Below are 23,454 nucleotides of genomic sequence, written 5' to 3' on the forward strand. Positions count from 1 at the left end.
CTCGGACCACCGCATTCTCGGTCTGATCTCGCAGACAGATCTCCTGAGTGCGGTTGCCCGGCTGCTTCCAAGAAACGATGGTGCGGTCGCGGCCTGAGGACGGACATCCACTGCGACCGGTGCCTTATCCAATCGCAGTCAGAGCAGAAGCGAGATCAGATAAGAGATCTTCGGCGGCTTCCAGTCCGATCGAGACTCTCAGCAGCCCATCGCTGATGCCGGCCACGCGGCGTGCATCGACTCCCATCCCGACATGGGTCATGGTCGCAGGATGAGCGACGAGGCTCTCGACACCACCGAGCGACTCCGCCAGAGTGAAGATCTGCAGGGCTGCCACAAAACGGCGCACCGCTTCCAATCCTCCATCAAGTTCAAAACTCAACATGGCGCCGAAGCCGGACTGCTGTCGCCGGGCGAGATCATGTCCTGGATGCGTTGGGAGACCGGGATAGTGAACAATGTCAACCTCCGGCCGATGGTCGAGAAACTCGGCTACGGCAGCGGCTGTGATCTGTTGTCGCTCGATCCGTGGAAACAGGCTCCGCACACCGCGAATGGTGAGGTAGGAATCAAAAGGTGACCCCGTTACGCCAAGAATGTTCGCCCAGTTTTTTAGGTTATCGATGTCGCCTGAATTTGCCGCAATGACGGCTCCGCCCACAACATCGGAATGGCCGTTCAGGTACTTCGTCGTCGAATGAATAACGAAGTCGGCACCAAGGGCGATGGGTTGCTGCAGCGCCGGCGATAGGAAGGTATTGTCGACGACGAGGCGAGCTTTTGCGGATTTTGCTTGCTGCGAGATCGCCTTGATATCAACGAGGCGCATCAGCGGATTGCTCGGCGTTTCGACGAAAATTAATGACGCTCCCGACGCCAGGGCCACCCTCATCGCTTCGTCGTTTTGCTGATCGACAAAGTCTACCTCAAAATGACCTTTGTCCGCCAAGGCAGCCAACAGTCGATAGGTGCCGCCGTAGCAGTCATGGGGCGCGATGACGCGATCCCCCGGCTTTAAAAGACTGAGAACCAAATTGACAGCGGCCATTCCGGACGACGTAACCACGGCTCCCACACCGCCCTCGAGCTTAGCCAGCGTCTCAGCGAGAAGGTTGCGGGTCGGATTGGATGTACGAGAATATTCATACTCCTGGGCTTGTTCGAACGCGCGAAACGCAAAGTTGCTCGATAAGTACAGTGGCGGGGTAACGGCGCTAAATGCCGTATCGGCTGCAATTCCGTTAGCAGCAGCTATCGTCCTAATGTTCTTCGCTTGCGACATTGCGGATTGCCTTTCATCGGTTGGAGCGGAGCAGGGTTGGGAGATGCGGTCTCTTCAACGGCTTGAGTGAACGACGGACTGCTCCTCTTGCTGAGATACGAACGCAGGCGCAACAGGGACTGCCGACAGCGCTCGTGGAGACGATTGCCGCTCGTCTCCAGCGTCTTGGCGTAGTGAACCCGCAGGATTTCAATATCCGTCGTCCAGAGACCCGATCGTTCGACCACTGCGAGGACCTCCGACAAGGCCGGTGAATAGCCACCGGGGAAAATGTATTTCGCGATCCAGGGATTGGTGCTTCCCGGCCCATCGGCCCTGCCGATTGCGTGGATCACGGCAACACCATCGTCCTTCAACATTCCGCGCACCGTCTCGAAGAAGGTCTTGTAGTGGTTGACGCCGACATGCTCGAACATCCCGACGGAAACGATGCGGTCTACTTGTCCTTTCCAGTCGCGGTAATCCATCAGCTTGAAGCGAACACGATCCTGGAGTCCAGCCGCCTTGGCACGTCGCGTGGCGGTCTGCAACTGTTCGGTCGAAAGCGTCAGTCCGGTGACCCGGGCACCAAATTCGCGGGCGAGGTAAAGAGCCATTCCGCCCCAGCCGCAGCCGATATCGACGATGTCGAGGTCAGGGCGGTCAAGTTTCAGCTTCGCGGCGATGTGGCGCTTCTTTTGAGTTGGGCTTCATCGAGGGTCTCATCGCCATCGGGGAAATAGGCGCAGGAATATTGCTGATCCTCATCCAGCATCAGCGAATAAAGCCTGTCATCAAGATCATAGTGATGCGCGACGTTCTTTCGCGAGCGATCGGCGGGATTGAACTGGTCGAGATGACGGCGAAACCACCGTACCTTTTCCATGAACTTGTCGACGAAATGGCGACCACCGTCCATCGAGTTCATGGCTAGAAAATCGACTACCTCGAAGAGGCTGCCCTCGGCCGGTTCCAGTTCGCCATCCATGTAGGCTTCGCCGAGCGCAAGGGCCGGGTTTAGCAGCAGACGGCGTCTTGCGCGTCCGGTTCGGATCACGAGCGCTGCTTTCGGATCTCCGCCGGTTCCGAAGCGTTGCTTGGGTCCGTCAGGAAAAGTGACTGTCAGGGTTCCGATTTTGATGAGGTTGGACAATGCCGCTTCTAGAATCATGAGGTATTCGCCTTCTGCCATTTGCTGACCGGCATCGTGCCAATGGCACTCAGTGGTCCTATCGATATCGACTATAATTTCCATTTTAGGAATGACAACAGATTATCGTTCTCGATTTCAGCTTTTTGATATAACCATCTGGGACGCAGTATGGGAGTAAAGCAGTGGTTTTCGAGAGAGCGGAGAACGGGGATTTTATCGTGGATTCCGCAGAGATTGCCGACCGGTTCGGGTTCTCTCTCATAGACTTTCGACGATATATGCAACTTGGCTTGATCATCAGTTCGGTCGAGGAAGGAACCGGCGAACACGAAGGTACGAGACGTCTATCCCTACGATGTGGCAACCGGGTGTGGCGTGCGATTCTGGATCATGAAAACAAGTTACAGCATGACGAAATGACTTTTCTTCGCGGAAAATTATCCACGGGGTCATCACGTTAAACGGACACAGTCCACCCTCGATAGGGCAGTGCGATTGCCACTGGTGTCGTTAGATTGTGGTGCCTGCAGTCACCGGTTTCGAGCCCGGTTATCCATTCGGATGCCCTGGCTTCAATGATTTAAATCGCTCAAGGTCGAGGCGGTTTTATCCGAAGAGTTCTGAAACCTGAGACGATTGTCATCGAACATCTGCCCTGATTCGTTGAGGAGCTGACAACGAATGACGGCTGATGATCTTCGAAACTATATGCGATCGGGTTGCGAAAACTATCCGCCGGTGACGCTCATGTGGCGGGCGACGGCCGGTTTCTTGTGGACACGGTCGATGATGAAATCGTGGCCCTTGGGCTTGCGGGTGATTGCCTCGTCGATGGCGGAATGGAGCAGGGCGTCGTCGGGGGAGGCGCGCAGCGCCGTGCGCAGGTCGGCGGCGTCGTTCTGGCCGAGGCACATGTAGAGCGTTCCGGTGCAGGTCAGGCGGACGCGGTTGCAGCTCTCGCAGAAATTATGGGTGAGCGGCGTTATGAAGCCGAGACGGCCGCCGGTTTCCTTCACGTCGACATAACGCGCCGGTCCGCCGGTGCGATAGGGTATGTCGGTGAGCGTGAACTGACGCTCCAGATCGGTGCGCAGCTTCGACAGGGGAAGGTAGCGGTCGGTGCGGTCTTCTTCGATCTCGCCCATCGGCATGGTTTCGATGACGGTGAGGTCCATGCCGCGATCGTGGGCGAAGCGCAGCATTTCCGGTATCTCGGCCTCGTTGACGTCCTTCAGCGCCACGGCATTGAGCTTGATTTTCAAGCCGGCCTTCTGGGCGGCATCGATGCCTTCCATGACCTTGGCGTAATCGCCCCAGCGGGTGATGGCGCGGAATTTGTCGGGGTCGAGCGTGTCGAGGGAGACGTTGATGCGGCGCACGCCGCAATCGTAGAGCTCCTCGGCATGGCGGGCGAGCTGCGAGCCGTTGGTCGTCAGCGTCAATTCGTCCAACTGGCCGTCGTGCAGATGCCTGCCGAGTTCGCGGACGAGGAACATGACGTTCTTGCGCACCAGCGGTTCGCCGCCGGTCAGCCTGATCTTCCGCACGCCCTTGGCGATGAAGGCGGAACAGAGCCGGTTGAGTTCTTCCAGCGTCAGCAAATCCCGCTTCGGCAGAAAGGTCATATTCTCCGCCATGCAGTAGGTGCAGCGGAAATCGCAACGGTCGGTCACGGAGACGCGCAGATAGGTCACCGCCCGCCCGAACGGATCGATCATGATGTTGGTGTTCGATGAAGGTGGAGTTATGTTAGGCAGTGTGGTGTGTTCGAGACTCACGTGTATTCCTTAGCCTCCAGCCTATTTGATCGCTTTTTGTCCTCGGTCAAACTCCACCTCCTTCTGTTCTGACGAGTTCGCGGGAGATCCTGCGTTCGCGACCTTTAGGATCTCGATGAGTAGTTCTCTCCACGGGCTGCCAATAGAGGAATTTAGCTTGCCGCGAATTGACCCATCGTTGCGAGATAGGCAAGAAAGCAGATTGCCGAGAGCAATATCATCGATGGTCGAGTCATGTGGTAGGTTCTAAGCAGCAGCGAGATAAGCAGAGCCGAAGCGAATACGACACTCCCAACAGCAGCGCCGTAAAGATAGAAGGCGAGGCCCGCTGCGGAGATTGCCACGCTCGATGCGACACTGATGCCAATCGATAGCTGCACGGCGACAGGGGTTTCGCGCAAAAAGATCAGAATGAAATGATTCCAACTCAATGCGATTGAGAGGGCGAGAAATGTCAATCTGAGCAGATCAAGAAACATTTCTCTTCAGAGCCCCGCGGAAACGGACATCGTCCTGCTTTCAGGAAACTGTTCAATAACCTTCCGAAACCGCACCCAACTCTCCATGACGACAACATCCATCAGGTACTATCTACTCAAAGGTGAGTGGTCGGAATATGTTCTAGCGCAAATTCAACGCCATAACCCAGATGAAAACAGACATGATATCAAATCCAACCCGCGGTCAGTCAGGATGTCCGGGCAACTTCCAAGCCATAGACAATGGAATATCCCAGATGCCTCGAGGCAATCTTTCACCATACTGCCACGTCATCCGTCTGGCGCCGCCGCTGCCCTGACGACGGCGGCCGACGGGCCAGTCGTCACGAAGACCGCGGGGCTCTTCACAGTTGTCCCGGTCGCCTCAAATTCCCGCATTCTCGTGGTGTTTCACAGGCTCTCGCGGCGGTCTTACGCCCATGTTGTTGTGACTGCATCGGAGAATATTCGCGGAACTACCAACCTGCCATCTAATCACCGCGCTGGGTTCAACGATCAGGATATCGCTGCCCAGCTGGTCAATCTGGACGAAACGTTCCACATCGATCGCGGCCGTTTATCGGGCTAAGGGGAATATACGGTTCTTGTCCGATCCCAAGGCGAGAGTCAGTGGTATGGTATCGTATCGCGGGACGTTGCTTCGATAGAGCACGGTGATTCCAGAGAGGCGGAGCGAGCACTTGAATATCCAGCGAGAATGGCGAGCAGGTCAATTCGCAACCGGTTGAGACGTATTCTCAGGGTCGTCGATAAGTGTGTTTGGTTTTGCGAAATCGATCAGGGCTACTCGCTCCGAGACTTCAACGCGGGATCCCTCCACCTTGACGCCATACGATTTCAAGGCCGAAAACGCACGGGACAGGTTTTCCGGCGTCATGCCGAGGCGGGAAGCCAGGATGCGTTTCTCTATGCGGATTTCGACCAGGCCGCTATGTCCCTGATCCTTTTCGGCACGCAAGAGCCAGTTTGCCAGCCGCTCGGCGCCCGTGCGCAATTTCTGGCCCTTCAGATCCTTGATCGTACGGCGATAGCTTCTGGCCAGCTCCATGACGATCGCGCGCATGAAGGCGGGATCGGACTCCATGGCAAGACGGACCTTTCCGGCAGGGATCATCAGGATATTGGAAGGCTCCAGCGTCCGGGCGGACTGGAGATAGATCTCGTCGTTGAGGACAGCGGCAAGAATGAAGACGCCGACCGGCGCAATAATCTCCAGTGTGGTCTCTCGCATCTCCGTTGCGGCAAACATTTCGACCAATCCGTCGACGACGACATGAAGGAAGTCCGCTGGTTCGCTTTCTCGAATAAGGGTAACGCCGCGAGGAAATCGTTGCAGGAAACTCGTCTCGACAAGCGCATGAAACGTATCGTCATGCACATCCCTGAACAGCTCCAGTTTCCGGATCGCGGCTGCATTTTCCAATCGCATCGTGCGTGTTCTCCGCCTTCTGATTGATGGATTTATACTATCCAGACGAAATTTATCAATTCAGACGTATAAATCAGTAAATTCATGAAACGATATTCATCAATCATCAAAAAATTCTTTCTATACCTTTGACATCATTGTCATTTCACAGTTCTATTTGATCAAAATCAAAGTCGTTGCATAAATTCGCAGTTATTCCCGATGTCGAGACTGAAGACGGATCATCTTGTCACGAACGGAATATGCTCATGCCTGCTTTCCAGGAAGTCGATAGCAGAGAACAACGCAGCGCGCTTGCCGCAAGCACAGTCGCCTTCACGGTCTGTTTTGCGGCTTGGACAATCTTCGCGATCATCGGCATTCAAATCCGCCAGGAACTGGGGCTCACGGAAACCGAATTCGGGCTTCTGGTCGGAACGCCCATACTAACGGGATCCCTCATCCGGGTGGTGCTCGGCATCTGGACCGATATTTACGGCGGGCGCGTCGTCTTCGTGACGACCATGCTGGCGGCCGCGCTTGCGACGTTTCTGCTGATCTATGCGCAAACCTACCCCCAGATGCTGCTCGCCGCACTCGGCGTCGGCATCGCCGGCGGTTCGTTCGCGGTCGGTGTCGCCTATGTATCGCGCTGGTATCCGCCCGACAAGCAGGGTACGGCCCTCGGGATTTTCGGCGCCGGCAATGTTGGATCGGCCGTCACCAAGCTGCTCGCCCCTCTGGTCCTGGTCGCCTGGGGCTGGCATGCCGTCGCCGAGATCTGGGCGGCGGCGCTGGTGGTCATGGCGCTGATCTTCTGGTTCATGACCAAGGACGATCCGGTCCATGCCGAACGCCGCCGCACCGGCCAGAAGGCAAAGAGCGCCTGGCTCGAGCTTGAACCGCTGAAGAACGTACAGGTCTGGCGTTTCGCGCTTTATTATTTCTTCGTCTTCGGCGCCTTTGTCGCGCTGTCCTTATGGCTGCCGGAATATCTCATCGGCGTCTATGGTCTCGATATCCGCACCGCCGGCATGATCGCGGCCTTCTTCTCCGTGCCGGCCAGTCTCTTCCGCGCCTATGGCGGCCATCTCTCCGACATCTATGGTGCGCGGCGGGTGCTCTCCTGGACGTTCTTCGTCTCGGTCGTCGCAACCTTCATCCTTGCCTATCCGCCGACGGATTATGTCGTCCGCACGCTTGGCGGTCCGGCCGCCTTCCATCTGGAGATGGGGCTGGTGGGCTTTACCGTCGTCCTCTTCATCCTGGGCTTCTTCATGGCGCTCGGCAAGGCGGCCGTTTACAAACACATTCCCGTCTATTATCCGGACCATGTCGGTGCCGTCGGCGGATTGGTCGGGATGATCGGCGGCCTCGGCGGCTTCGTGCTGCCGATCCTCTTCGGCATTCTGCTGGACCTGACCGGGCTCTGGACCAGCTGCTTTATGGCGCTCTTCCTGTTAGTCGTCGTCGCCCTGCTGTGGATGCAGGTTTCCATCCGCCAGATGGAGCGCAATGCGACGCAGAAGACGCTCGATGTCCTGCCGCCCTTCCCGGAAATGCAGGGCATGCCTATGCCGGTCATTCAGCCGCGTCGCAGCGAAGCGGTGCTGACCGACTGGCGGCCGGAGGACCCGACCTTCTGGGCGCAGAAGGGCAGCCGTATCGCCCGCCGGAACCTCTGGCTTTCCATTCCGGCCCTGCTGCTCTCCTTCGCCATCTGGCAGGTCTGGTCCGTGGTCGTCGCCAAACTGCCGCTCGTCGGCTTCACCTTCACCACCGACCAGCTTTTCTGGCTGGCAGCACTTCCCGGCATTTCCGGCGCCACCTTCCGGATCTTCTATTCCTTCATGGTGCCGATCTTCGGCGGGCGGCTATGGACGACGCTGACCACCTGGTCGCTGATCATTCCGGCACTCGGCATCGGCTTTGCGGTGCAGAATCCGGAGACCCCCTATATCGTCCTGCTTCTGCTCGCCCTGCTCTGCGGCTTCGGCGGCGGCAACTTCGCCTCCTCCATGTCTAACATCTCCTTCTTCTTTCCAAAGTCGGAGAAGGGCAATGCACTGGCACTCAATGCCGGTCTCGGCAATCTCGGCGTCAGTGTCGTCCAGTTCGTGGTTCCGCTCGTCATCACCGCCGGCATCTTCGGCTGGCTGGGCGGCGATCCGGCAATGACGAAGGCGGCGGCCGGTACTGCCCCGCTGTGGCTGCAGAATGCCGGTTTCTTCTTCGTACCCTTCATTGCCATCTCGGCCTTCGCCTGCTGGTTCGGCATGAACGACATCGCCTCGGCCAAGGCTTCCTTCGCCGAACAGGCCGTCATCTTCCAGCGCCGGCACAACTGGATCATGTGCTGGCTCTATACGGGCACCTTCGGTTCCTTCATCGGTTATTCGGCCGGCTTCCCGCTGCTTGCCAAGACGCTGTTTCCTGACGTCAATGCGCTGCAGTTCGCCTTCCTGGGGCCGCTCGTCGGGGCGCTCTCCCGTTCGGGAACGGGCTGGCTCGCCGATCGCTACGGCGGGGCACGGGTCACCTTCTGGGTCTTCGTGCTGATGATGGTCGGCGCCGGCGGCGTGCTCTGGTTCATCGCCGCCAAGGATCAGCCGGGCGCTTTCTGGGGCTTCTTCGTCTCCTTCCTCGTCCTCTTCTTCGCGACTGGCGTCGGCAACGCCTCGACTTTCCAGATGATCCCCGCGATCATGGGCAAGGAAATGGTCCGGCTGATGCCCGACGCCAACCCGGAGGCTCGTCGCCTGCAGGTTGAGAAGGAGTCGGCCGCGATCACCGGCTTCACCTCGGCGATCGCCGCCTTCGGCGCCTTCTTCATCCCGATGGGTTACGGCCTGTCGATCAGCTTCACCGGTGGGGCCGAAGCGGCGCTCTGGGCCTTCCTCATCTTCTATGTGAGCTGCCTTGTCCTTACCTGGGCCGCCTATACCCGCAAGGGCGGCCTGCTCCACGATATCGAGCGCGACAAGCGCAGAGCTGCCAGCAACGCGGCTGCCGCCGAATAAGACCAGGAGAAATACATGTCTCATTTCCTCGACCGGCTCACCTTCTTCCGAAAGAATGTCGGTCAGTTCTCGAATGGCCACGGCATCGTCACCAGCGAAGATCGCTCCTGGGAGGACGGCTACCGCAAGCGCTGGCAGCACGACAAGATCGTCCGCTCCACCCATGGGGTGAACTGTACGGGCTCTTGTTCGTGGAAGATCTATGTCAAGGGCGGCATCGTGACCTGGGAGACCCAGCAGACGGATTATCCGCGCACGCGACCGGATCTGCCGAACCACGAACCGCGCGGCTGTGCCCGCGGTGCCTCCTATAGCTGGTACCTCTATTCCGGTGCGCGGGTGAAATATCCGATGATCCGCGGTCGGTTGCTGAAGCTGTGGCGCAAGGCGAGGGAAACCATGCCGCCCGTGGCAGCCTGGGCCTCGATCGTCCAGGATTCGGAAAAGCGCAAGTCCTACACTTCCATTCGTGGCCATGGCGGCTTCGTACGTGCCACCTGGGACGAGGTGAACGAGATCATCGCCGCGGCCAATGCCTATACGATCAAGGCCCATGGTCCGGACCGCATCATCGGCTTCTCGCCGATCCCGGCCATGTCGATGGTCTCCTATGCCGCCGGTTCGCGTTACCTGTCGCTCCTTGGCGGCGTCTGCATGTCCTTCTACGACTGGTATTGCGACCTGCCGCCGGCAAGCCCGCAGACCTGGGGCGAGCAGACCGACGTGCCGGAATCGGCCGACTGGTACAATGCCGGCTTCATCATCGTCTGGGGTTCGAACGTGCCGCAGACACGCACGCCGGATGCGCATTTCTACACCGAGGTCCGCTACAAGGGCACCAAGAGCGCCGTCGTCAGCCCGGATTACGCCGAGGCGACGAAATTCGCCGATATCTGGCTCAATCCCAAGCAGGGAACGGACGCAGCGCTGGCGCTCGCCATGGGCCACGTCATCCTGCGGGAATATCATCTCAATCGTTCGGTTCCCTATTTCGACGATTACACCCGTCGTTATACCGACATGCCGTTCCTGGTTCGGCTTGTCGAGCAGAACGGCAAGCTGGTGCCCGAACGCATGCTTCGGGCTTCGGAATTGGAAGATGTCCTCGGCGAGACCAACAATCCGGAATGGAAGGTGGTCGCCATCGACGAGAATACAGGCGACCTGGTCGCCCCACTCGGTTCCGTCGGCTACCGCTGGGGCGAGCAGGCGAAGTGGAACCTGGAGGAAAAGGACGGCAACGGTCGCAATACCCGCCTCAAGCTCTCGCTCGCAGGGGAGGACGCGGAAATCAGGCAAGTCGATTTCCCCTATTTCGGTGGGCGTGCGACAGAGCATTTCGTGGCGACGGCGCATGGCGAAATCCTCACGCGCAACGTGCCCGTCCGCACGATCACCGGCGCGGATGGCAAGGTGATCAAGATTGCCACCGTCTACGACCTGATGATGGCGAATTACGGCCTCGACCGCGGCTTCGGCGGCGCCAATGTCGCCAGCAGCTATGATGACGACGTGCCCTTCACGCCCGCGTGGGCAGAGAACATCACCGGGGTCAAGCGTGACGCGATCATCACCGTTGCCCGCGAGTTCGCCACCAATGCGGAAAAGACCAATGGTCGTTCGATGGTGATCCTCGGCGCCGGCGTCAATCATTGGTACCACATGGACATGACCTATCGGGGGATCATCAATCTCCTGGTATTTTGCGGCGCGATCGGCCAGTCGGGCGGCGGCTGGTCGCATTATGTCGGACAGGAAAAGCTTAGGCCGCAGACCGGCTGGACACCGCTTGCTTTCGGGCTCGATTGGAACCGTCCGCCCCGGCATATGAACTCGACGTCCTTCTTCTACGCCCATACGGATCAGTGGCGCTACGAGACGCTGACGGCCGAAGAGATCCTCTCGCCGACGGCGCCGGAAGGCGACTGGAGCAGGAGCTTCATCGACTACAACGTCAAGGCCGAGCGCATGGGCTGGTTGCCGTCGGCGCCGCAGCTCAGGCAGAATCCGCTCGGTATCGCCGCTCAGGCGAAGGCGGCGGGGCTGGCGCCGAAGGACTATGTGGCCAAGGCACTGAAATCGGGCGACCTGGAGCTCTCCTGTCACGATCCAGACGACCCGGCAAACTGGCCGCGCAACATGTTCATCTGGCGTTCGAACCTGCTCGGCTCTTCCGGCAAGGGGCACGAATATTTCCTGAAGCACCTGCTCGGCACCGAAAACGGCGTGATGGGCAAGGACCTCGGCGACGAGGGGGCGGTGCTCAACAAGGAGGTCGCCTGGCATGACGAAGCGCCGCGCGGCAAGCTCGACCTGGTGGTGACGCTCGATTTCCGCATGTCGACCACCTGTGTCTATTCCGACATCGTGCTGCCGACAGCCACCTGGTACGAGAAGAACGACCTCAATACCTCCGACATGCACCCCTTCATCCATCCGCTGTCGGCAGCAGTCGACCCGGCCTGGGAGTCGCGTTCGGACTGGGAGATTTACAAGGGGCTTGCCAAGGTTTTCTCAAGGATCGCGCCCGAGGTTCTCGGCGTCGAAGAAGATACGGTGCTCACCCCGATCCAGCACGACAGCCCGGCGGAGATCGCCCAGGCGTTCGACGTCAAGGATTGGAAGCTTGACGAGATCGAACCGATCCCCGGCAGGACGATGCCTTCCGTGATCGTCGTCACCCGCGATTATCCCAACATCCATGCTCAGTTCACGGCCCTCGGCCCGTTGATGACGAAAGTGGGCAATGGCGGCAAGGGTATTGCCTGGAACACCCGCCACGAGGTCGAGGCGCTGGGCGCGCTGAACGGCATCCATGCAGACGGCGCGGCAAAAGGTCTCCCGAAGATCGAAAGCGATATCGATGCGACCGAAGTCATTCTGATGCTGGCGCCGGAAACCAATGGCGAGGTCGCCGTGAAGGCCTGGGAGGCCCTGTCGGAATTCACCGGTCGCGAACACGCTCATCTTGCCCTTCCGAAGGAGGACGAGAAGATCCGGTTCCGCGACATCCAGGCGCAACCGCGCAAGATCATCTCCTCGCCCACCTGGTCGGGCATCGAGAGCGAGAAGGTCTGCTACAATGCCGGCTACACGAATGTGCATGAACTCATCCCCTGGCGCACGCTGACGGGCCGCCAGCAGCTCTATCAGGATCACCTCTGGATGCGGGCTTTCGGCGAGGGGTTCGTCACCTGGAAGCCGCCGGTCGACCTGAAGACGATCGCCGTCGTCAAGGATCGCCGGCCGAATGGCAACAAGGAGATCGTCCTCAATTTCCTGACGCCGCATCAGAAGTGGGGTATCCATTCCACCTATACGGACAACCTGCTGATGCTGACGCTCAACCGTGGCGGGCCGGTTGTCTGGATCTCCGAGGTGGATGCGAAATCCGCCGGCATCGTCGATAATGACTGGGTGGAGGTCTTCAACGCCAACGGTGCGCTGACGGCCCGCGCGGTGGTCTCCCAGCGCATCAAGCAGGGCATGATGCTGATGTATCACGCCCAGGAAAAGATCATAAACACGCCCGGCTCGCAGCTCACCGGCAACCGCGGCGGCATCCACAATTCGGTGACCCGCACCGTGCTGAAGCCGACGCATATGATCGGCGGCTACGCCCAGCTTGCCTATGGCTTCAACTACTACGGAACCGTTGGTTCCAACCGCGACGAGTTCATCGTCGTGCGCAAGATGTCCAAGATCGACTGGCTCGAGGAGCCGCTTTCAATCGATGCACCGAAGGAGGCCGCAGAATGAAGATCCGTGCCCAGATCGCAATGGTGTTGAATCTCGACAAGTGCATCGGCTGCCACACCTGTTCCGTCACCTGCAAGAACGTCTGGACCAGCCGCGAAGGCGTCGAATACGCCTGGTTCAACAATGTCGAGACCAAACCCGGCATCGGCTATCCCCGCGAATGGGAAAACCAGGAGAAGTGGAACGGCGGCTGGCGGCGCAAGCGGAACGGCAGGATCGAGCCGAAGATCGGCGCGAAATGGCGCATCCTTGCCAATATCTTCGCCAATCCGGATCTCCCGGAAATCGACGACTACTACGAACCCTTCACTTTCGACTATGAGCATCTGCACACGGCGAAGGAATCGAAAGCCTTCCCGACGGCGCGGCCGCGTTCGGCCATATCAGGCGAGCGCATGGAAAAGATCGAATGGGGGCCGAACTGGGAGGAAATCCTCGGCGGCGAGTTCGAGAAGCGCTCGAAGGACGTCAATTTTGAAGGTATCCAGAAGGACATTTACGGCCAGTTCGAAAACACCTTCATGATGTACCTGCCGCGGCTTTGCGAGCACTGCCTCAATCCGGCCTGCGCGGCCGTCTGTCCGTCAGGTGCCATCTACAAGCGCGAAGAGGACGGTATCGTCCTTATCGACCAAGACAAGTGCCGTGGCTGGCGGATGTGCGTTTCTGGCTGTCCCTACAAGAAGATCTATTACAACTGGTCGTCCGGCAAATCGGAGAAGTGCATCTTCTGCTATCCGCGCATCGAGGCCGGCCAACCGACCGTCTGCTCGGAAACCTGCGTCGGACGCATCCGCTATCTCGGCGTGCTGCTCTATGATGCCGATCGCATCGAGGCTGCGGCAAGCGCACCCGATGAGAAAGATCTCTACCAGGCGCAGCTCGATCTCTTCCTTGATCCGAAAGATCCCAACGTGATCGCCCAAGCCCGTGCCGACGGCGTGCCTGAAGCCTGGATCGAGGCGGCAAAGACATCACCGATCTGGAAGATGGCGATGGACTGGAAGGTGGCCTTCCCGCTGCATCCGGAATATCGCACCTTACCGATGGTCTGGTATGTACCGCCGCTTTCGCCGATCCAGTCGGCGGCGGCTGCCGGCAAGATGGGGCTCGACGGCGACATGCCGGATGTCCGTTCTCTGCGTATCCCGCTGCAATATCTCGCCAATCTGCTGACGGCCGGCAATGAGGAGCCCGTGGCTCTGGCGCTCGAACGCATGCTCGCCATGCGTGGCTACATGCGCGCCAAGTCGATCGACGGGCGCATCGACGAACGTATCGCCGAAAAGGTCGGACTGACCGGCGCCGACATCGAGGACATGTACCGGATCATGGCGATCGCCAATTACGAGGATCGTTTCGTCATCCCGACGGCGCACCGCGAATGGAGCGAGGACGCCTATGATCTGCGCGGCTCCTGCGGCTTCTCCTTCGGCAACGGCTGCTCCGGCGGCACCAGCGAGACCAATCTCTTCGGCACGAAGCAGACGAAGAAGGCCTCAAACCCGATGGAGATCGCATGATGGGCCAGGGACAGGGAAGTCTGACTTTCCGGGCGCTTTCCGCGCTTCTGACCTATCCGTCCGAAGAGCTTTGCGCTGCGGTGCCGGAAATCGCGATTGCGATCGCCTCCGAGCGGCTCGTGCCGCCTTCCGGCGCCACCGCGCTTCGGCCACTGCTCAACGATTTCGCCTCGCTCGAACTGTTCGAGCTGCAGGAGCGTTATGTCGAGCTCTTCGACAGGACGCGGCGCCTCTCGCTGCATCTCTTCGAGCATGTGCATGGCGAAAGCCGCGATCGCGGCCAGGCCATGGTCGATCTCGCCGCGCTTTACGAGAAAAGCGGGTTGGAACTTTCCGCCAATGAATTGCCGGACTATCTGCCGCTGTTCCTGGAATATCTGTCGACGAGGCCGCTGGAGGAGGCGCTGAACCTTCTCTCTGATACAGTGCATATCCTGGCAGCGCTCGAAGAACGGCTTGTTTCCCGGAACTCTCCCTATGCCGCGGTTCTGATCGCGATTCGCCTCATCGCCGGCGGGTCCCTCGAAACCTCGAGCGGACAGGAGGTAGCCGAAACACCGGCAGGTGATCTTGCCGCGCTTGATGCCGAATGGGAGGAGACGGCTGTCACCTTCGGACCGGGAAGCGCCGGCATGGACGGCTGTTCCAGCGAACGGCTTCAGACCCGTATGCGGGCAGCACATCGCGACGTGCGCACCAATACCCCTTGAAGGAGGAACGACGATGTCCGAGACCATCAACTCCGTATTTTTCGGCTGGTATCCCTACCTTTGCCTCACCGTCTTTCTGCTCGGCAGCTTGATCCGCTTCGATCGTGAGCAATATACATGGAAGACCGGGTCCTCCCAGCTGCTCCGCCGCAGCCAGCTGCGCTGGGGGTCGAACCTGTTTCATGTCGGCATATTGGTGATCTTCATCGGCCATGCCGGTGGATTGCTGACGCCGATCTTCATCTTCGACGCGCTCGGCATCCCGCACAGTTTCAAGCAGGGGCTGGCGATCGTCGTTGGCGGCATGGCCGGCATCGCCTGCTTCATCGGCATATCACTCCTTGCCCATCGCCGCTTCTTCGATCCGCGCATCCGCGCCACCTCAAGCTTCGGCGACATGGCGATCCTGCTCATTCTCTGGGTGCAGTTGACGCTCGGCCTCTCCACCATCTTCGTATCCCTCAATCACATGGACGGACATGAGATGGTGAAGTTCATGAATTGGGCGCAGGGCATCCTGACCCTGCAGCCGGCCGCCGCCGCCTATGTCGCGGACGTGAACCTGATCTTCAAGATGCATCTGCTGCTTGGCATGACGATCTTCCTGCTCTTTCCCTTCACCCGTCTGGTCCATGTCTGGAGCGCGCCGATCTGGTACCTCGGCCGTCCGGGCTATCAGGTCGTGCGCAGCCGGTTCACGCGCGACCGACACCCTGCCCGCTCCTACAGGCATCCGGCGGAGTGACGAAAATGGTTTCCATCATCATTGACCGCACCGCAGAGCGTACCAACGAGGGCCATGATCATCGGCATGAAAACGCGCCGGCGTCCGATACGGCTCGCGCGCCATCGTCCGCGCCGGTCACCATGCCGCCGGTCAGCGTTAACGGAGTTCCGATTTCCCGCAAGGATATCGCCGCCGAGACGCAGAATTTTCCGGCCGTCAATCCGGGCGTAGCCTGGCACGCGGCAACGCGCGCACTCATCATTCGCCACCTCCTCCTGGAGGAGGCAAGTCGTCTGGGTATGACCGCCGAACCGGAGGCCGATGCGGACGGACGGATCGAAACCGACGAGGATGCATTGCTGCGCGCACTTCTTGAGCGTGAAGTACAGACGCCGACGGCGGACGAGGAAGTACTGCGCCGCTTCTACGAGAACAACTTCAAGCGGTTTGTCACACCGCCGCTTTTCGAGGCGGACCATATCTTGATGGGCGCGCGAAAAGAGGATGTGGCAGCCTTTGCCGAAGCGCGAGGGAAAGCAGCGTCTCTCGCCGCCGTTCTGGCGCAGGAGCCGGAGCGCTTTGCAGCCCTCGCCAGGGACTGTTCCGACTGCCCGTCGCGGGAAGTCGGCGGCAGCCTCGGCCAGATCAGCCCGGGGGAAACGACACCGGAATTCGAAGCTGCGCTCGTTGGGCTCGTACCCGGGCAAATATCCGCCCCGGTTGAAACCCGCTATGGTGTTCATCTCATTCGGCTGGTGCGGAAGATCGAAGGTGCGCTCCTGCCGTTCGAGGCGGTTGAGAAGCGGATCGGCTGTTATCTCGAAGAGCATGTCCGCCGGCAGGCGACAGCGCAGTATATCTCGCTGCTGATCGGCCGTGCCGAGATCCGGGGCATTGTTCTCGAAGGCGCTGCCAGTCCTCTGGTGCAGTGAGGGGAAGAAATGCTTGGAGCTCTTATCGCCTCGCTCGATAACCCGCAGACCGCGGCGGCCCTCATGGAAATGGTCGGCATGGAAGGTTTGACGGAACGGGTCGGAAAGGCGGCGGCAGCCGAGGCCATGGAGCCGGCCGCCTATCTTGCCGCGGTTGTCCGGTCGTTCATGGAGACGGCTTCCGACGATCACTTTGTCCAGCTGATCGGCATCATGAATCGCGCCGAAGATCCGGGTCTTGCCGCTGTTCGTGCCATCCTGCACAAGGTTCTGCCGGAAGTGACGGGGGAGGTGTGACGATGCCTGTTGTCCTGGCTGATCCCTGCTTTCGCTCCCGCGAAGCAACTATATCGTTGGAAGCGGCGCGGCGTGCCGCCGTGGCGCCTGTCCGGCCGCTCAACCTGCGGGAGGACGTGCCTTTGGCCCGCGCCCATGGACGCATCCTGGCTGCGCCGGTCGAGGCTCCCCGTCCCCTTCCGCCATTCGATCAGGCCGCCATGGATGGATATGCCGTCCGCATCGCCGGCAAGGACGGCGTTCCCTCCGTTCTTCCGGTGAAGGGCCGCACGAGGGCCGGCGATCCGCCCGCTGTCCTTGCTCCGGGCACGGCCCGACGCATCATGACGGGTGCCGCACTCCCGAGGGGCGCCGATACCGTTGTGATGCAGGAGCATGTGACCCGCAGAGGCGACCTCGTACAGCTCGGGCAGGATCTGGAACCCGGTACCCACATTCGACGGGCCGGGGAGGACGTAGCACAAGGAACAGTCGTCCTCGGGCGGGGCGATATCATCAGCTGGAGGGAAGTCGCACTGCTCGGCGCTCTTGGGATCAGCACGATTGCCGTTGTCCGTCCCCTCCGGATCACGGTTCTCACCACGGGCTGCGAACTTCACGCCGCCGGCGAGCGGCTGCCGGCGGGTGCGATCTACGATTCCAACGGTCCCATGCTCGCCGCGCTGCTGGCGGGCCCGAACATGCATGTCGCATCGCTGACGGTTCCCGACGATCCGGTGGCGATCACGCATGCACTTAAGGAGGCAAGCAAGGCGGCAGACGTCGTGATCACCACCGCCGGCATGTCGGTCGGAGAGGAGGATCATGTTTGCAATGCGGTTGCGCGGGCCGGAGGCCGGCTCGATGTCGTCAAGGTGGCGATGAAGCCCGGCAAGCCGCTGGCGTTCGGCAAGCTCGGCGATGCATGTTTCGTCGGGCTGCCGGGCAATCCGCAGGCGGCGGCCTTCGCGGCCCTTGCCTTCGTGCGGCCGATGACGAGAGCCTTTCTCGGTCAGGCCGCAGCTGACCCCATGACGGCGGAGATCGCTTTCCGCTTCGCCCGCAAGCCGGATCGCACGGAACTGCTCCCGGTTCGTCTGATCGTCGAGCAAGGGCGCCTGGTTGCCCATCGCAGCGGACCGGATGGCTCCCACAGGATGATGACGATGGTGTCCGCCGATGCCATTGCCATCGTGCCCGGCGCAGCGACCCCCGTGGAGGCGGGCACGGTTCTTGAGGTGCTTCCGTTCGATCAATCGCAGTTCGGCGCATGAGCGGAATGCTGCGGCACTTGCCCATTCGGCGCTGATTTCCATGCGAAGGAGATAGTATATGCAAATCACTCATCCAGACTTGCCCATCACCGCGATCGTCTATCCGAAGGGATCGGACTTCGAAGCCTTTCTGCAGGACGTCACCGCCGTCATGGCGAAGCAAGGCGTGCGGCTGGCCGGGCTTGTTCAGCACAGCCAGGCAAAGCCGGGTCGCACGAAATGCGATATGTATCTTCGCGATCTCTCGACAGGCGAAGTCTCTGCGATCTCCGATGATCGCGGCCCCCATGCCCGCGGTTGCGTCCTGAATACCGACCGGCTGCTCGGCGCCTGCGAGGCTGCGGAGGCCGGACTATCCGCAGAGACCGATCTGCTGGTGCTGTGCAAATTCGGTAAGACCGAAGTGGAAGGCGGCGGCTTCAGGTCGCTGATCGCCAAGGCTCTGGAGCTTTCGGTTCCCGTTCTGATCGGGGTTCCCGAGATCAACCTTTTACCGTTTCGCGAGTTTGCGGCCGGGTTTGCACGGGAAATCGAGCTTGCGGAGCTTGTCTCCGACCGGCTGGCGGCCGCAGGGCGTCTGTGCTCCGCCTTCTGGCCGGCGGGCGAGGCACGGATGGTGGTCGCTAAAGGGTAAGTGATGGATGATATTCTGGTGGCCCGCGCGCTGCACGTCCTTGCCGTGATTCACTGGATCGGCGGACTGGCTTTCGTGACGCTCGTCGTGCTGCCCTTCACCAGATCGCATCGGATGACCGAAGACGCCTTAACGCTGTTCGAAGGCATCGAGCGGCATTTCTCGGCGCAGGTTCGCATCTCGGTCCCGCTCGCGGGTGCAACGGGTCTCTGGATGACCTACAGGGTGGAGCTCTGGGATCGTTTCGCCGATCCGAATTTCTGGTGGATGTCGGCGATGTTCGGCGTGTGGCTGATCTTCATGCTCATGCTGTTCGTGATCGAACCGTTCTTCCATGGGAAATTCGAGAAGAGCGCCCGGCAGGACCCGAACTCTGCCTTCCGCCGTGTGAGCCGTCTGCACGAATTCCTTCTGCTGCTTGCGGCCGTCACGGCGTTCGGTGCCGTTGCCGGCTCTCATGGACTTAGTTTCTTCTGACGCGGCACCCTCGCCATGTGCCCCAACCCGGAGGTTTGTTCCAATGGTTCGCATCGGAATTCTCACAATATCCGACCGCGCGAGCCGCGGCGAATATGCGGATCTCGCAGGGCCGGCGATCCGGCAATGGCTGGAACGGGCCGTCACCTCTCCCTGGACGGCTGTTGAGAGAATCGTCCCCGATGGTTTCGAAAGCGTCCGCCGCGCATTGATCGACTTCTGCGATGAGGATCGCCTCGACCTCGTGCTGACGACCGGCGGCACCGGGCCGGCGGCGCGCGACGAGACGCCCGAGGCCATGCGCGCCGTGATCGTCAAGGAATTGTTGGGCTTCGGCGAGGCGATGCGGCGTGCGAGTTTCGAGACGGTGCCGACCGCAATCCTGTCGCGCCAGTCGGCCGGCACGCGCGGCAGCACCCTGATCGTCAATCTGCCGGGCAAGCCGTCGTCGATCGATCTTTGCCTGGGCACGGTATTTCCAGCGATCCCCTATTGCCTGGACCTGATCGGCGCCGGTCGCATCGAAACCAATTCGGCGATTGTCGCAGCCTTCCGTCCAGCGTGACGGCGGCCGGCCTACCAGCGCCAGAACAGCAGGAACCAGCCACCGTCGATGACCGCAAGAGCCGGCATTATCAGGAGAACCGCTGATATGCGGCGGATCGTGCAGGCGGCGTATCGCCCGGATACTTTCCAGAAGAGGGCGGTCGTCCATGATGTGGCAAGGAGAAGGAGCAGGGCGCGCAGTTCGCCCACGAAAGGTATCCTGATTCCATCCACGCCGAGCTGGCTGACTGTGGATGTCGAGAGGCCGAGAAAGACACCAGCCGCCGCCAGCGGGATCAATGTCTGCGCAAGATGATGGAAACGGGCGCAACGCCAAGGGCCGAGACAACGGGCCGCGGTGGCAAGGCCGGCCGTTACCGTTGTTCCGACGACGGTTGCTGTCGTGAAAATGTAGCCAATCAAGAGTGCTCCATCGAGGAGCGTCAGCATGTCGTTGCGCTCGGGATAGTTGGTCAGTACCCACCATGGCACGGTGGTCTCAACGGGCCAGAAGAGCCCGGCATCGATGAGCAGTCCGGCGCAGAACTGCTTCACCACGATAAACCAGGGACTTGCCGTCCATTGGAATGCCCCGAGAGCAATCCCTATCAGACCAAAGACGATCAACACGGTTTCCCAGGGTTTTGCGGTATCGCCGGCGACATGGACGATCTCGTGGTTCGGAGACCGTCGGGCCAGCCGGATGGCGCTGCGAAAACCGCTGCAGCGCCCGCACATGTGGCAGGCCGCCCCGCCGCGCATGGTGCGAAGCGGCACGAGCGGGGCGCAATTGACCGCGGCCGGTTTCTCCTTGCCGAGTTGGGAGAGATGCCAGAGGTCGGCGTCGACCCGGAAGTGAAGCGGCGCGAGCTTGGCGAGGAGGGCGAAAACGCCGCTGACCGGGCAGAGATAGCGGCACCACACCCGCTTGTTCCGCCCGTAGAGATAGCCGATCAACATGGCGGCAAGCGTGGAGCCGCCAAGCACCAGCAGTGCCGGCTTCGGATATTGATAGACGCTGGTCATCTGGCCATAAAGGGTGGTCGTGATGAAGGCGACCGTCGGCCAGCCGGGCCATTGCACAAGGCGCGGAATGGCGCCGCCGCGACCATGACGGCTGGTAAATTCGGACAGCGACCCCTCCGGGCAGAGAAGTCCGCACCACATGCGTCCGACCAGCATCGTCGAGAGCAGCACGAAGGGCCACCATATGCCCCAGAAGGCGAACTGCGCAAAGCGTGTGACGTTGTTCCAGATATAGGCGGTGCTGTCAGGAAGAGGCAGAAGCACGGGCGTGACCAGCAGCATCATATAGATGCCGACGACCGCCCATTGTGCCATGCGGATACGGGACTGATGCCGGAGCAGCCATTCGCCGAGCTGCTGCCAGCGATCCTGCTGCCGGATTTTCAGGCGGTTGCTCATGCGGCGAGGGACGGCCGCCGGCGGATGCTCCTGAAAAGGCCTGCGGCGACAATCAGCCAGTAGAGCATATAGACAAGGGCGGGCAGGAGCTCGGGCCGGGCGCGATAGCCCGCGAAATCGGCGAGAAAGCGGCCGAATCCCTGGCTGTCGTCGAGAAGCCATGAACTGTCCCAGAGCGGGGGCGAGAGCGGCGAGACGAGATCGAGGCCGATGGCGCGATCGAGACCGGTGACAAGCAGCGACGCCGCAAGCAGCAGGAGCATGATTTCGGTCGTCCGGAAGAAGACCGGCCACGGAAACCATCTTGCGCCGGCCTGCAGGATTGCATAGCCGGCAGCGGCCATAGCAAGACCGGTGGCCCCGGCGGCGAGATTGCTCCAAAGGCTTGTTTCATATGCGGTAGCCAAGATGCCGTAGAGAAACACCACGGTCTCGCTTCCCTCGCGAGCAACGGCAATCGCGCAGAGGATGAAAAGCCCCCACCAGTTGCCTGTTGTCGTCGCCTTGTGCGCCTCCCGCTCCAGACCGGATTTCATTCCGCTGCCATGCTTGCGTATCCAGAAGACCATTTTCAGGATGAGCGCGGCGGCGGCAAAGACCATGAACATCTGAAAATAGTCCATCTGGTCGTCACCCAGCACCTCGGATGAAAGCAGCAGGACGGCGCCCAATATGCCGGCGAGGGCAAGGCCAAGCACCACGCCGGCCCAGAGGAAACGCCGCCCCGCAGATGCGGCAGCACCCTGCGCGTTGCGCCCCAGCCATGCGTCGAGAATGCCGATGACGAGAAGCGCCTCCATGCTCTCTCGCCAGACGACGAAGGCGATCTGTCCGAACTGTCCAGCCATTTCAACCTCCTCTATCGCGCAACCAGCGTTGCCGGAGGCATGTTGAGATGAAAATCGTCGAAGAAGGTATATTCTCCCGGCGCAAGCTGCCTGATGACGATGAAGGACGTGGTGCCCGGCCCCAACACCTTCTCCTTGCGCAGTTCGACGCTCTCGAATTCGACCGGGCTCGATCCTGCGTTGTGCAGTTCGATCTTAAAGCGAACGTTCGCAGGCACCTCGATGCGCAGCGGCATTATGACGCCGTCCCTGAATTCGATCGCAAAGACCGGGTCCTCGCCAGCGTGAAGCGATGCCGTTCCGGCGCAGACGAAAAGGCCGGCAGCGGCGAACAGGATCGAGCAGATACGCATCGACATGTTTCCTTGAGGAGAAGTGGGTATCGGGAGAGATGCCTTCCAGACGAAGGCATACGGGCCTCAGTAGCTGCCCTTCTTTCCCGTGCCTGCGTAGGTGAATTCGTATTCCACGGTAAAATTCTCCGGCCAGGGAGCCACGCCGGTTTCCTTGTCCACATGGCGTCCAAAGCTGGCCTCGCCATGGGGCTGCGAGTGGATCGCCAGTTGCAGCCTGTATCTTCCGGCGCCCATCAGCTTGACGTTGTCGCCATAATGCGGGCCGTCGCTTGCCACCATTGGCATGAAGGCGCCGGCCGTTTCCTCGCCGTCATCGAGCTTGGTGAGGACATATTCGACATGCAGGTTCGGCAGCCAGTCGCCCTCGGCAAAGCCATTGCGATTGTCGGCCGTCGCATGGATATCTGCCTCCAGATGAACGTCGGCCTGCGCGGCGGGCAACATCATGCCTTCCGGGTCCATCTCGATCGGCTGCAGATAAACCGCGGCAATCTCCATGCCATGCATGATCTTCGGCTCGCCGATCGGATATTCCGCCGCGTAGCTGGTTGCCGCTCCAGCGAGAACGACGGTGGTGGCTGTGAACGAGAGCGTCTTGAACCAGGACATTGGAGTTCCTCTTTTTTTGGCTGCTGCTGGCGTGAAGCGAATGGCCGCGGTCGTGTTTTAAATCATGACTGCATAAGTCATGATTATTGGCGTGTTGAGGACTTCTCTTTGCGCTGGCGCAAACAAAGCGGAGATTTCACCGGGTCACTCTACCTTAGGGAATGGGCCAAAAAGTCAGCGGTTCGGCTCGCGCTGCGAGGCGATGAAGAGCTGCAAGCGAGGACCGCGGCGGTCGCCG

The 23,454-nt window shown here is 60.3% G+C and carries 20 protein-coding genes and 1 pseudogene; 12 read left to right on the forward strand and 9 right to left on the reverse strand.

What is annotated here, in order from left to right:
• Window positions 1-124: 124 nt before the first annotated feature.
• Both metB and ACQZ6J_RS24165 read right to left on the reverse strand, forming a co-directional pair.
• Window positions 125-1,282: a cystathionine gamma-synthase gene (gene metB, locus ACQZ6J_RS24160; RefSeq protein ID WP_449085928.1), complete on the reverse strand. Its 1,158-nt coding sequence runs from the start codon at window positions 1,280-1,282 to the stop codon at window positions 125-127.
• Window positions 1,252-2,516: pseudogene (locus ACQZ6J_RS24165) on the reverse strand (class I SAM-dependent methyltransferase). The gene metB and the pseudogene ACQZ6J_RS24165 overlap by 31 nt, the downstream one beginning before the upstream one ends.
• 80 nt (window positions 2,517-2,596) lie before the next feature.
• Between ACQZ6J_RS24165 and ACQZ6J_RS24170 the strand changes: the two are divergent.
• Window positions 2,597-2,875, forward strand: coding sequence for a DUF6522 family protein (locus ACQZ6J_RS24170; RefSeq protein ID WP_449085929.1), 279 nt, complete (start codon window positions 2,597-2,599; stop codon window positions 2,873-2,875).
• Between the two features lie 267 nt (window positions 2,876-3,142).
• Here ACQZ6J_RS24170 and moaA read toward each other — a convergent pair whose 3' ends face one another.
• The 3 genes from moaA to ACQZ6J_RS24185 all read right to left on the reverse strand — a co-directional run bounded on the left by moaA (window position 3,143) and on the right by ACQZ6J_RS24185 (window position 6,121).
• Window positions 3,143-4,132, reverse strand: coding sequence for a GTP 3',8-cyclase MoaA (gene moaA, locus ACQZ6J_RS24175; protein ID WP_449086139.1), 990 nt, complete (start codon window positions 4,130-4,132; stop codon window positions 3,143-3,145).
• Window positions 4,133-4,344: 212 nt separating this feature from the next.
• The gene (locus tag ACQZ6J_RS24180) at window positions 4,345-4,671 is read right to left on the reverse strand and encodes a hypothetical protein (RefSeq protein WP_449085930.1); all 327 of its coding nucleotides are present in this window, start codon (window positions 4,669-4,671) and stop codon (window positions 4,345-4,347) included.
• A 730-nt stretch (window positions 4,672-5,401) separates the two neighbouring features.
• Window positions 5,402-6,121, reverse strand: a complete 720-nt coding sequence (locus ACQZ6J_RS24185) for a cyclic nucleotide-binding domain-containing protein (RefSeq protein ID WP_449085931.1) — start codon at window positions 6,119-6,121, stop codon at window positions 5,402-5,404.
• Window positions 6,122-6,369: 248 nt separating this feature from the next.
• Here ACQZ6J_RS24185 and ACQZ6J_RS24190 point away from each other — a divergent pair, with 248 nt between their 5' ends.
• The 11 genes from ACQZ6J_RS24190 to mog are packed head-to-tail and all read left to right on the forward strand — an operon-like array spanning window position 6,370 to window position 19,997.
• Entirely contained in the window at window positions 6,370-9,120 is a 2,751-nt protein-coding gene (locus ACQZ6J_RS24190) for a nitrate/nitrite transporter (RefSeq protein ID WP_449085932.1), read from the forward strand.
• A 15-nt stretch (window positions 9,121-9,135) separates the two neighbouring features.
• Window positions 9,136-12,879, forward strand: coding sequence for a nitrate reductase subunit alpha (locus ACQZ6J_RS24195; RefSeq protein WP_449085933.1), 3,744 nt, complete (start codon window positions 9,136-9,138; stop codon window positions 12,877-12,879).
• A complete protein-coding gene (gene narH, locus ACQZ6J_RS24200; protein ID WP_449085934.1) occupies window positions 12,876-14,402 on the forward strand; it encodes a nitrate reductase subunit beta in 1,527 nt (508 codons plus the stop codon). The genes ACQZ6J_RS24195 and narH overlap by 4 nt, the downstream gene beginning before the upstream one ends.
• Window positions 14,399-15,112, forward strand: coding sequence for a nitrate reductase molybdenum cofactor assembly chaperone (gene narJ, locus ACQZ6J_RS24205; RefSeq protein ID WP_449085935.1), 714 nt, complete (start codon window positions 14,399-14,401; stop codon window positions 15,110-15,112). Before narH ends, narJ begins: the two co-directional genes overlap by 4 nt.
• Before the next feature lie 13 nt (window positions 15,113-15,125).
• The gene (narI, locus tag ACQZ6J_RS24210) at window positions 15,126-15,857 is read left to right on the forward strand and encodes a respiratory nitrate reductase subunit gamma (protein WP_449085936.1); all 732 of its coding nucleotides are present in this window, start codon (window positions 15,126-15,128) and stop codon (window positions 15,855-15,857) included.
• A 5-nt stretch (window positions 15,858-15,862) separates the two neighbouring features.
• Window positions 15,863-16,771: a peptidylprolyl isomerase gene (locus tag ACQZ6J_RS24215; protein WP_449085937.1), complete on the forward strand. Its 909-nt coding sequence runs from the start codon at window positions 15,863-15,865 to the stop codon at window positions 16,769-16,771.
• Between the two features lie 9 nt (window positions 16,772-16,780).
• A complete protein-coding gene (locus tag ACQZ6J_RS24220; protein ID WP_449085938.1) occupies window positions 16,781-17,068 on the forward strand; it encodes a hypothetical protein in 288 nt (95 codons plus the stop codon).
• 2 nt (window positions 17,069-17,070) lie between these two features.
• Window positions 17,071-18,321 carry a molybdopterin molybdotransferase MoeA gene (locus ACQZ6J_RS24225; protein WP_449085939.1) on the forward strand — a complete coding sequence of 417 codons (1,251 nt, stop codon included), beginning with the start codon at window positions 17,071-17,073 and terminating at the stop codon, window positions 18,319-18,321.
• 58 nt (window positions 18,322-18,379) lie between these two features.
• Window positions 18,380-18,955 (forward strand): DUF2478 domain-containing protein, encoded by a 576-nt coding sequence (locus ACQZ6J_RS24230; RefSeq protein WP_449085940.1) that lies wholly within the window; start codon window positions 18,380-18,382, stop codon window positions 18,953-18,955.
• A 3-nt stretch (window positions 18,956-18,958) separates the two neighbouring features.
• Window positions 18,959-19,432, forward strand: coding sequence for a hypothetical protein (locus ACQZ6J_RS24235; RefSeq protein WP_449085941.1), 474 nt, complete (start codon window positions 18,959-18,961; stop codon window positions 19,430-19,432).
• Between the two features lie 43 nt (window positions 19,433-19,475).
• The gene (mog, locus tag ACQZ6J_RS24240) at window positions 19,476-19,997 is read left to right on the forward strand and encodes a molybdopterin adenylyltransferase (RefSeq protein WP_449085942.1); all 522 of its coding nucleotides are present in this window, start codon (window positions 19,476-19,478) and stop codon (window positions 19,995-19,997) included.
• An 11-nt stretch (window positions 19,998-20,008) separates the two neighbouring features.
• Here mog and ACQZ6J_RS24245 read toward each other — a convergent pair whose 3' ends face one another.
• The 4 genes from ACQZ6J_RS24245 to ACQZ6J_RS24260 all read right to left on the reverse strand — a co-directional run bounded on the left by ACQZ6J_RS24245 (window position 20,009) and on the right by ACQZ6J_RS24260 (window position 23,216).
• Entirely contained in the window at window positions 20,009-21,403 is a 1,395-nt protein-coding gene (locus ACQZ6J_RS24245) for a 4Fe-4S binding protein (RefSeq protein ID WP_449085943.1), read from the reverse strand.
• On the reverse strand, window positions 21,400-22,251 hold the full coding sequence (locus ACQZ6J_RS24250) for an FTR1 family iron permease (RefSeq protein ID WP_449085944.1): 852 nt from the start codon (window positions 22,249-22,251) through the stop codon (window positions 21,400-21,402). Before ACQZ6J_RS24250 ends, ACQZ6J_RS24245 begins: the two co-directional genes overlap by 4 nt.
• An 11-nt stretch (window positions 22,252-22,262) precedes the next feature.
• Window positions 22,263-22,604 (reverse strand): cupredoxin domain-containing protein, encoded by a 342-nt coding sequence (locus tag ACQZ6J_RS24255; protein WP_449085945.1) that lies wholly within the window; start codon window positions 22,602-22,604, stop codon window positions 22,263-22,265.
• Between the two features lie 66 nt (window positions 22,605-22,670).
• Window positions 22,671-23,216: an iron transporter gene (locus ACQZ6J_RS24260; protein WP_449085946.1), complete on the reverse strand. Its 546-nt coding sequence runs from the start codon at window positions 23,214-23,216 to the stop codon at window positions 22,671-22,673.
• Window positions 23,217-23,454 lie beyond the last annotated feature (238 nt).

It is taken from the genome of Rhizobium sp. A37_96, assembly GCF_053521765.1.

Coding starts and splice junctions, on each gene's coding strand:
- narI (WP_449085936.1), top strand. CDS start 15,126: ATGTCCGAGACCATCAACTCCGTATTTTTCGGCTGGTATCCCTACCTT.
- ACQZ6J_RS24215 (WP_449085937.1), top strand. CDS start 15,863: ATGGTTTCCATCATCATTGACCGCACCGCAGAGCGTACCAACGAGGGC.
- ACQZ6J_RS24220 (WP_449085938.1), top strand. CDS start 16,781: ATGCTTGGAGCTCTTATCGCCTCGCTCGATAACCCGCAGACCGCGGCG.
- ACQZ6J_RS24195 (WP_449085933.1), top strand. CDS start 9,136: ATGTCTCATTTCCTCGACCGGCTCACCTTCTTCCGAAAGAATGTCGGT.
- ACQZ6J_RS24235 (WP_449085941.1), top strand. CDS start 18,959: ATGGATGATATTCTGGTGGCCCGCGCGCTGCACGTCCTTGCCGTGATT.
- mog (WP_449085942.1), top strand. CDS start 19,476: ATGGTTCGCATCGGAATTCTCACAATATCCGACCGCGCGAGCCGCGGC.
- ACQZ6J_RS24230 (WP_449085940.1), top strand. CDS start 18,380: ATGCAAATCACTCATCCAGACTTGCCCATCACCGCGATCGTCTATCCG.
- ACQZ6J_RS24225 (WP_449085939.1), top strand. CDS start 17,071: ATGCCTGTTGTCCTGGCTGATCCCTGCTTTCGCTCCCGCGAAGCAACT.
- ACQZ6J_RS24245 (WP_449085943.1), bottom strand. CDS start 21,403: ATGAGCAACCGCCTGAAAATCCGGCAGCAGGATCGCTGGCAGCAGCTC.
- ACQZ6J_RS24190 (WP_449085932.1), top strand. CDS start 6,370: ATGCCTGCTTTCCAGGAAGTCGATAGCAGAGAACAACGCAGCGCGCTT.
- ACQZ6J_RS24255 (WP_449085945.1), bottom strand. CDS start 22,604: ATGCGTATCTGCTCGATCCTGTTCGCCGCTGCCGGCCTTTTCGTCTGC.
- metB (WP_449085928.1), bottom strand. CDS start 1,282: ATGTCGCAAGCGAAGAACATTAGGACGATAGCTGCTGCTAACGGAATT.
- ACQZ6J_RS24250 (WP_449085944.1), bottom strand. CDS start 22,251: ATGGCTGGACAGTTCGGACAGATCGCCTTCGTCGTCTGGCGAGAGAGC.
- moaA (WP_449086139.1), bottom strand. CDS start 4,132: ATGATCGATCCGTTCGGGCGGGCGGTGACCTATCTGCGCGTCTCCGTG.
- narJ (WP_449085935.1), top strand. CDS start 14,399: ATGATGGGCCAGGGACAGGGAAGTCTGACTTTCCGGGCGCTTTCCGCG.
- ACQZ6J_RS24185 (WP_449085931.1), bottom strand. CDS start 6,121: ATGCGATTGGAAAATGCAGCCGCGATCCGGAAACTGGAGCTGTTCAGG.
- ACQZ6J_RS24180 (WP_449085930.1), bottom strand. CDS start 4,671: ATGTTTCTTGATCTGCTCAGATTGACATTTCTCGCCCTCTCAATCGCA.
- narH (WP_449085934.1), top strand. CDS start 12,876: ATGAAGATCCGTGCCCAGATCGCAATGGTGTTGAATCTCGACAAGTGC.
- ACQZ6J_RS24260 (WP_449085946.1), bottom strand. CDS start 23,216: ATGTCCTGGTTCAAGACGCTCTCGTTCACAGCCACCACCGTCGTTCTC.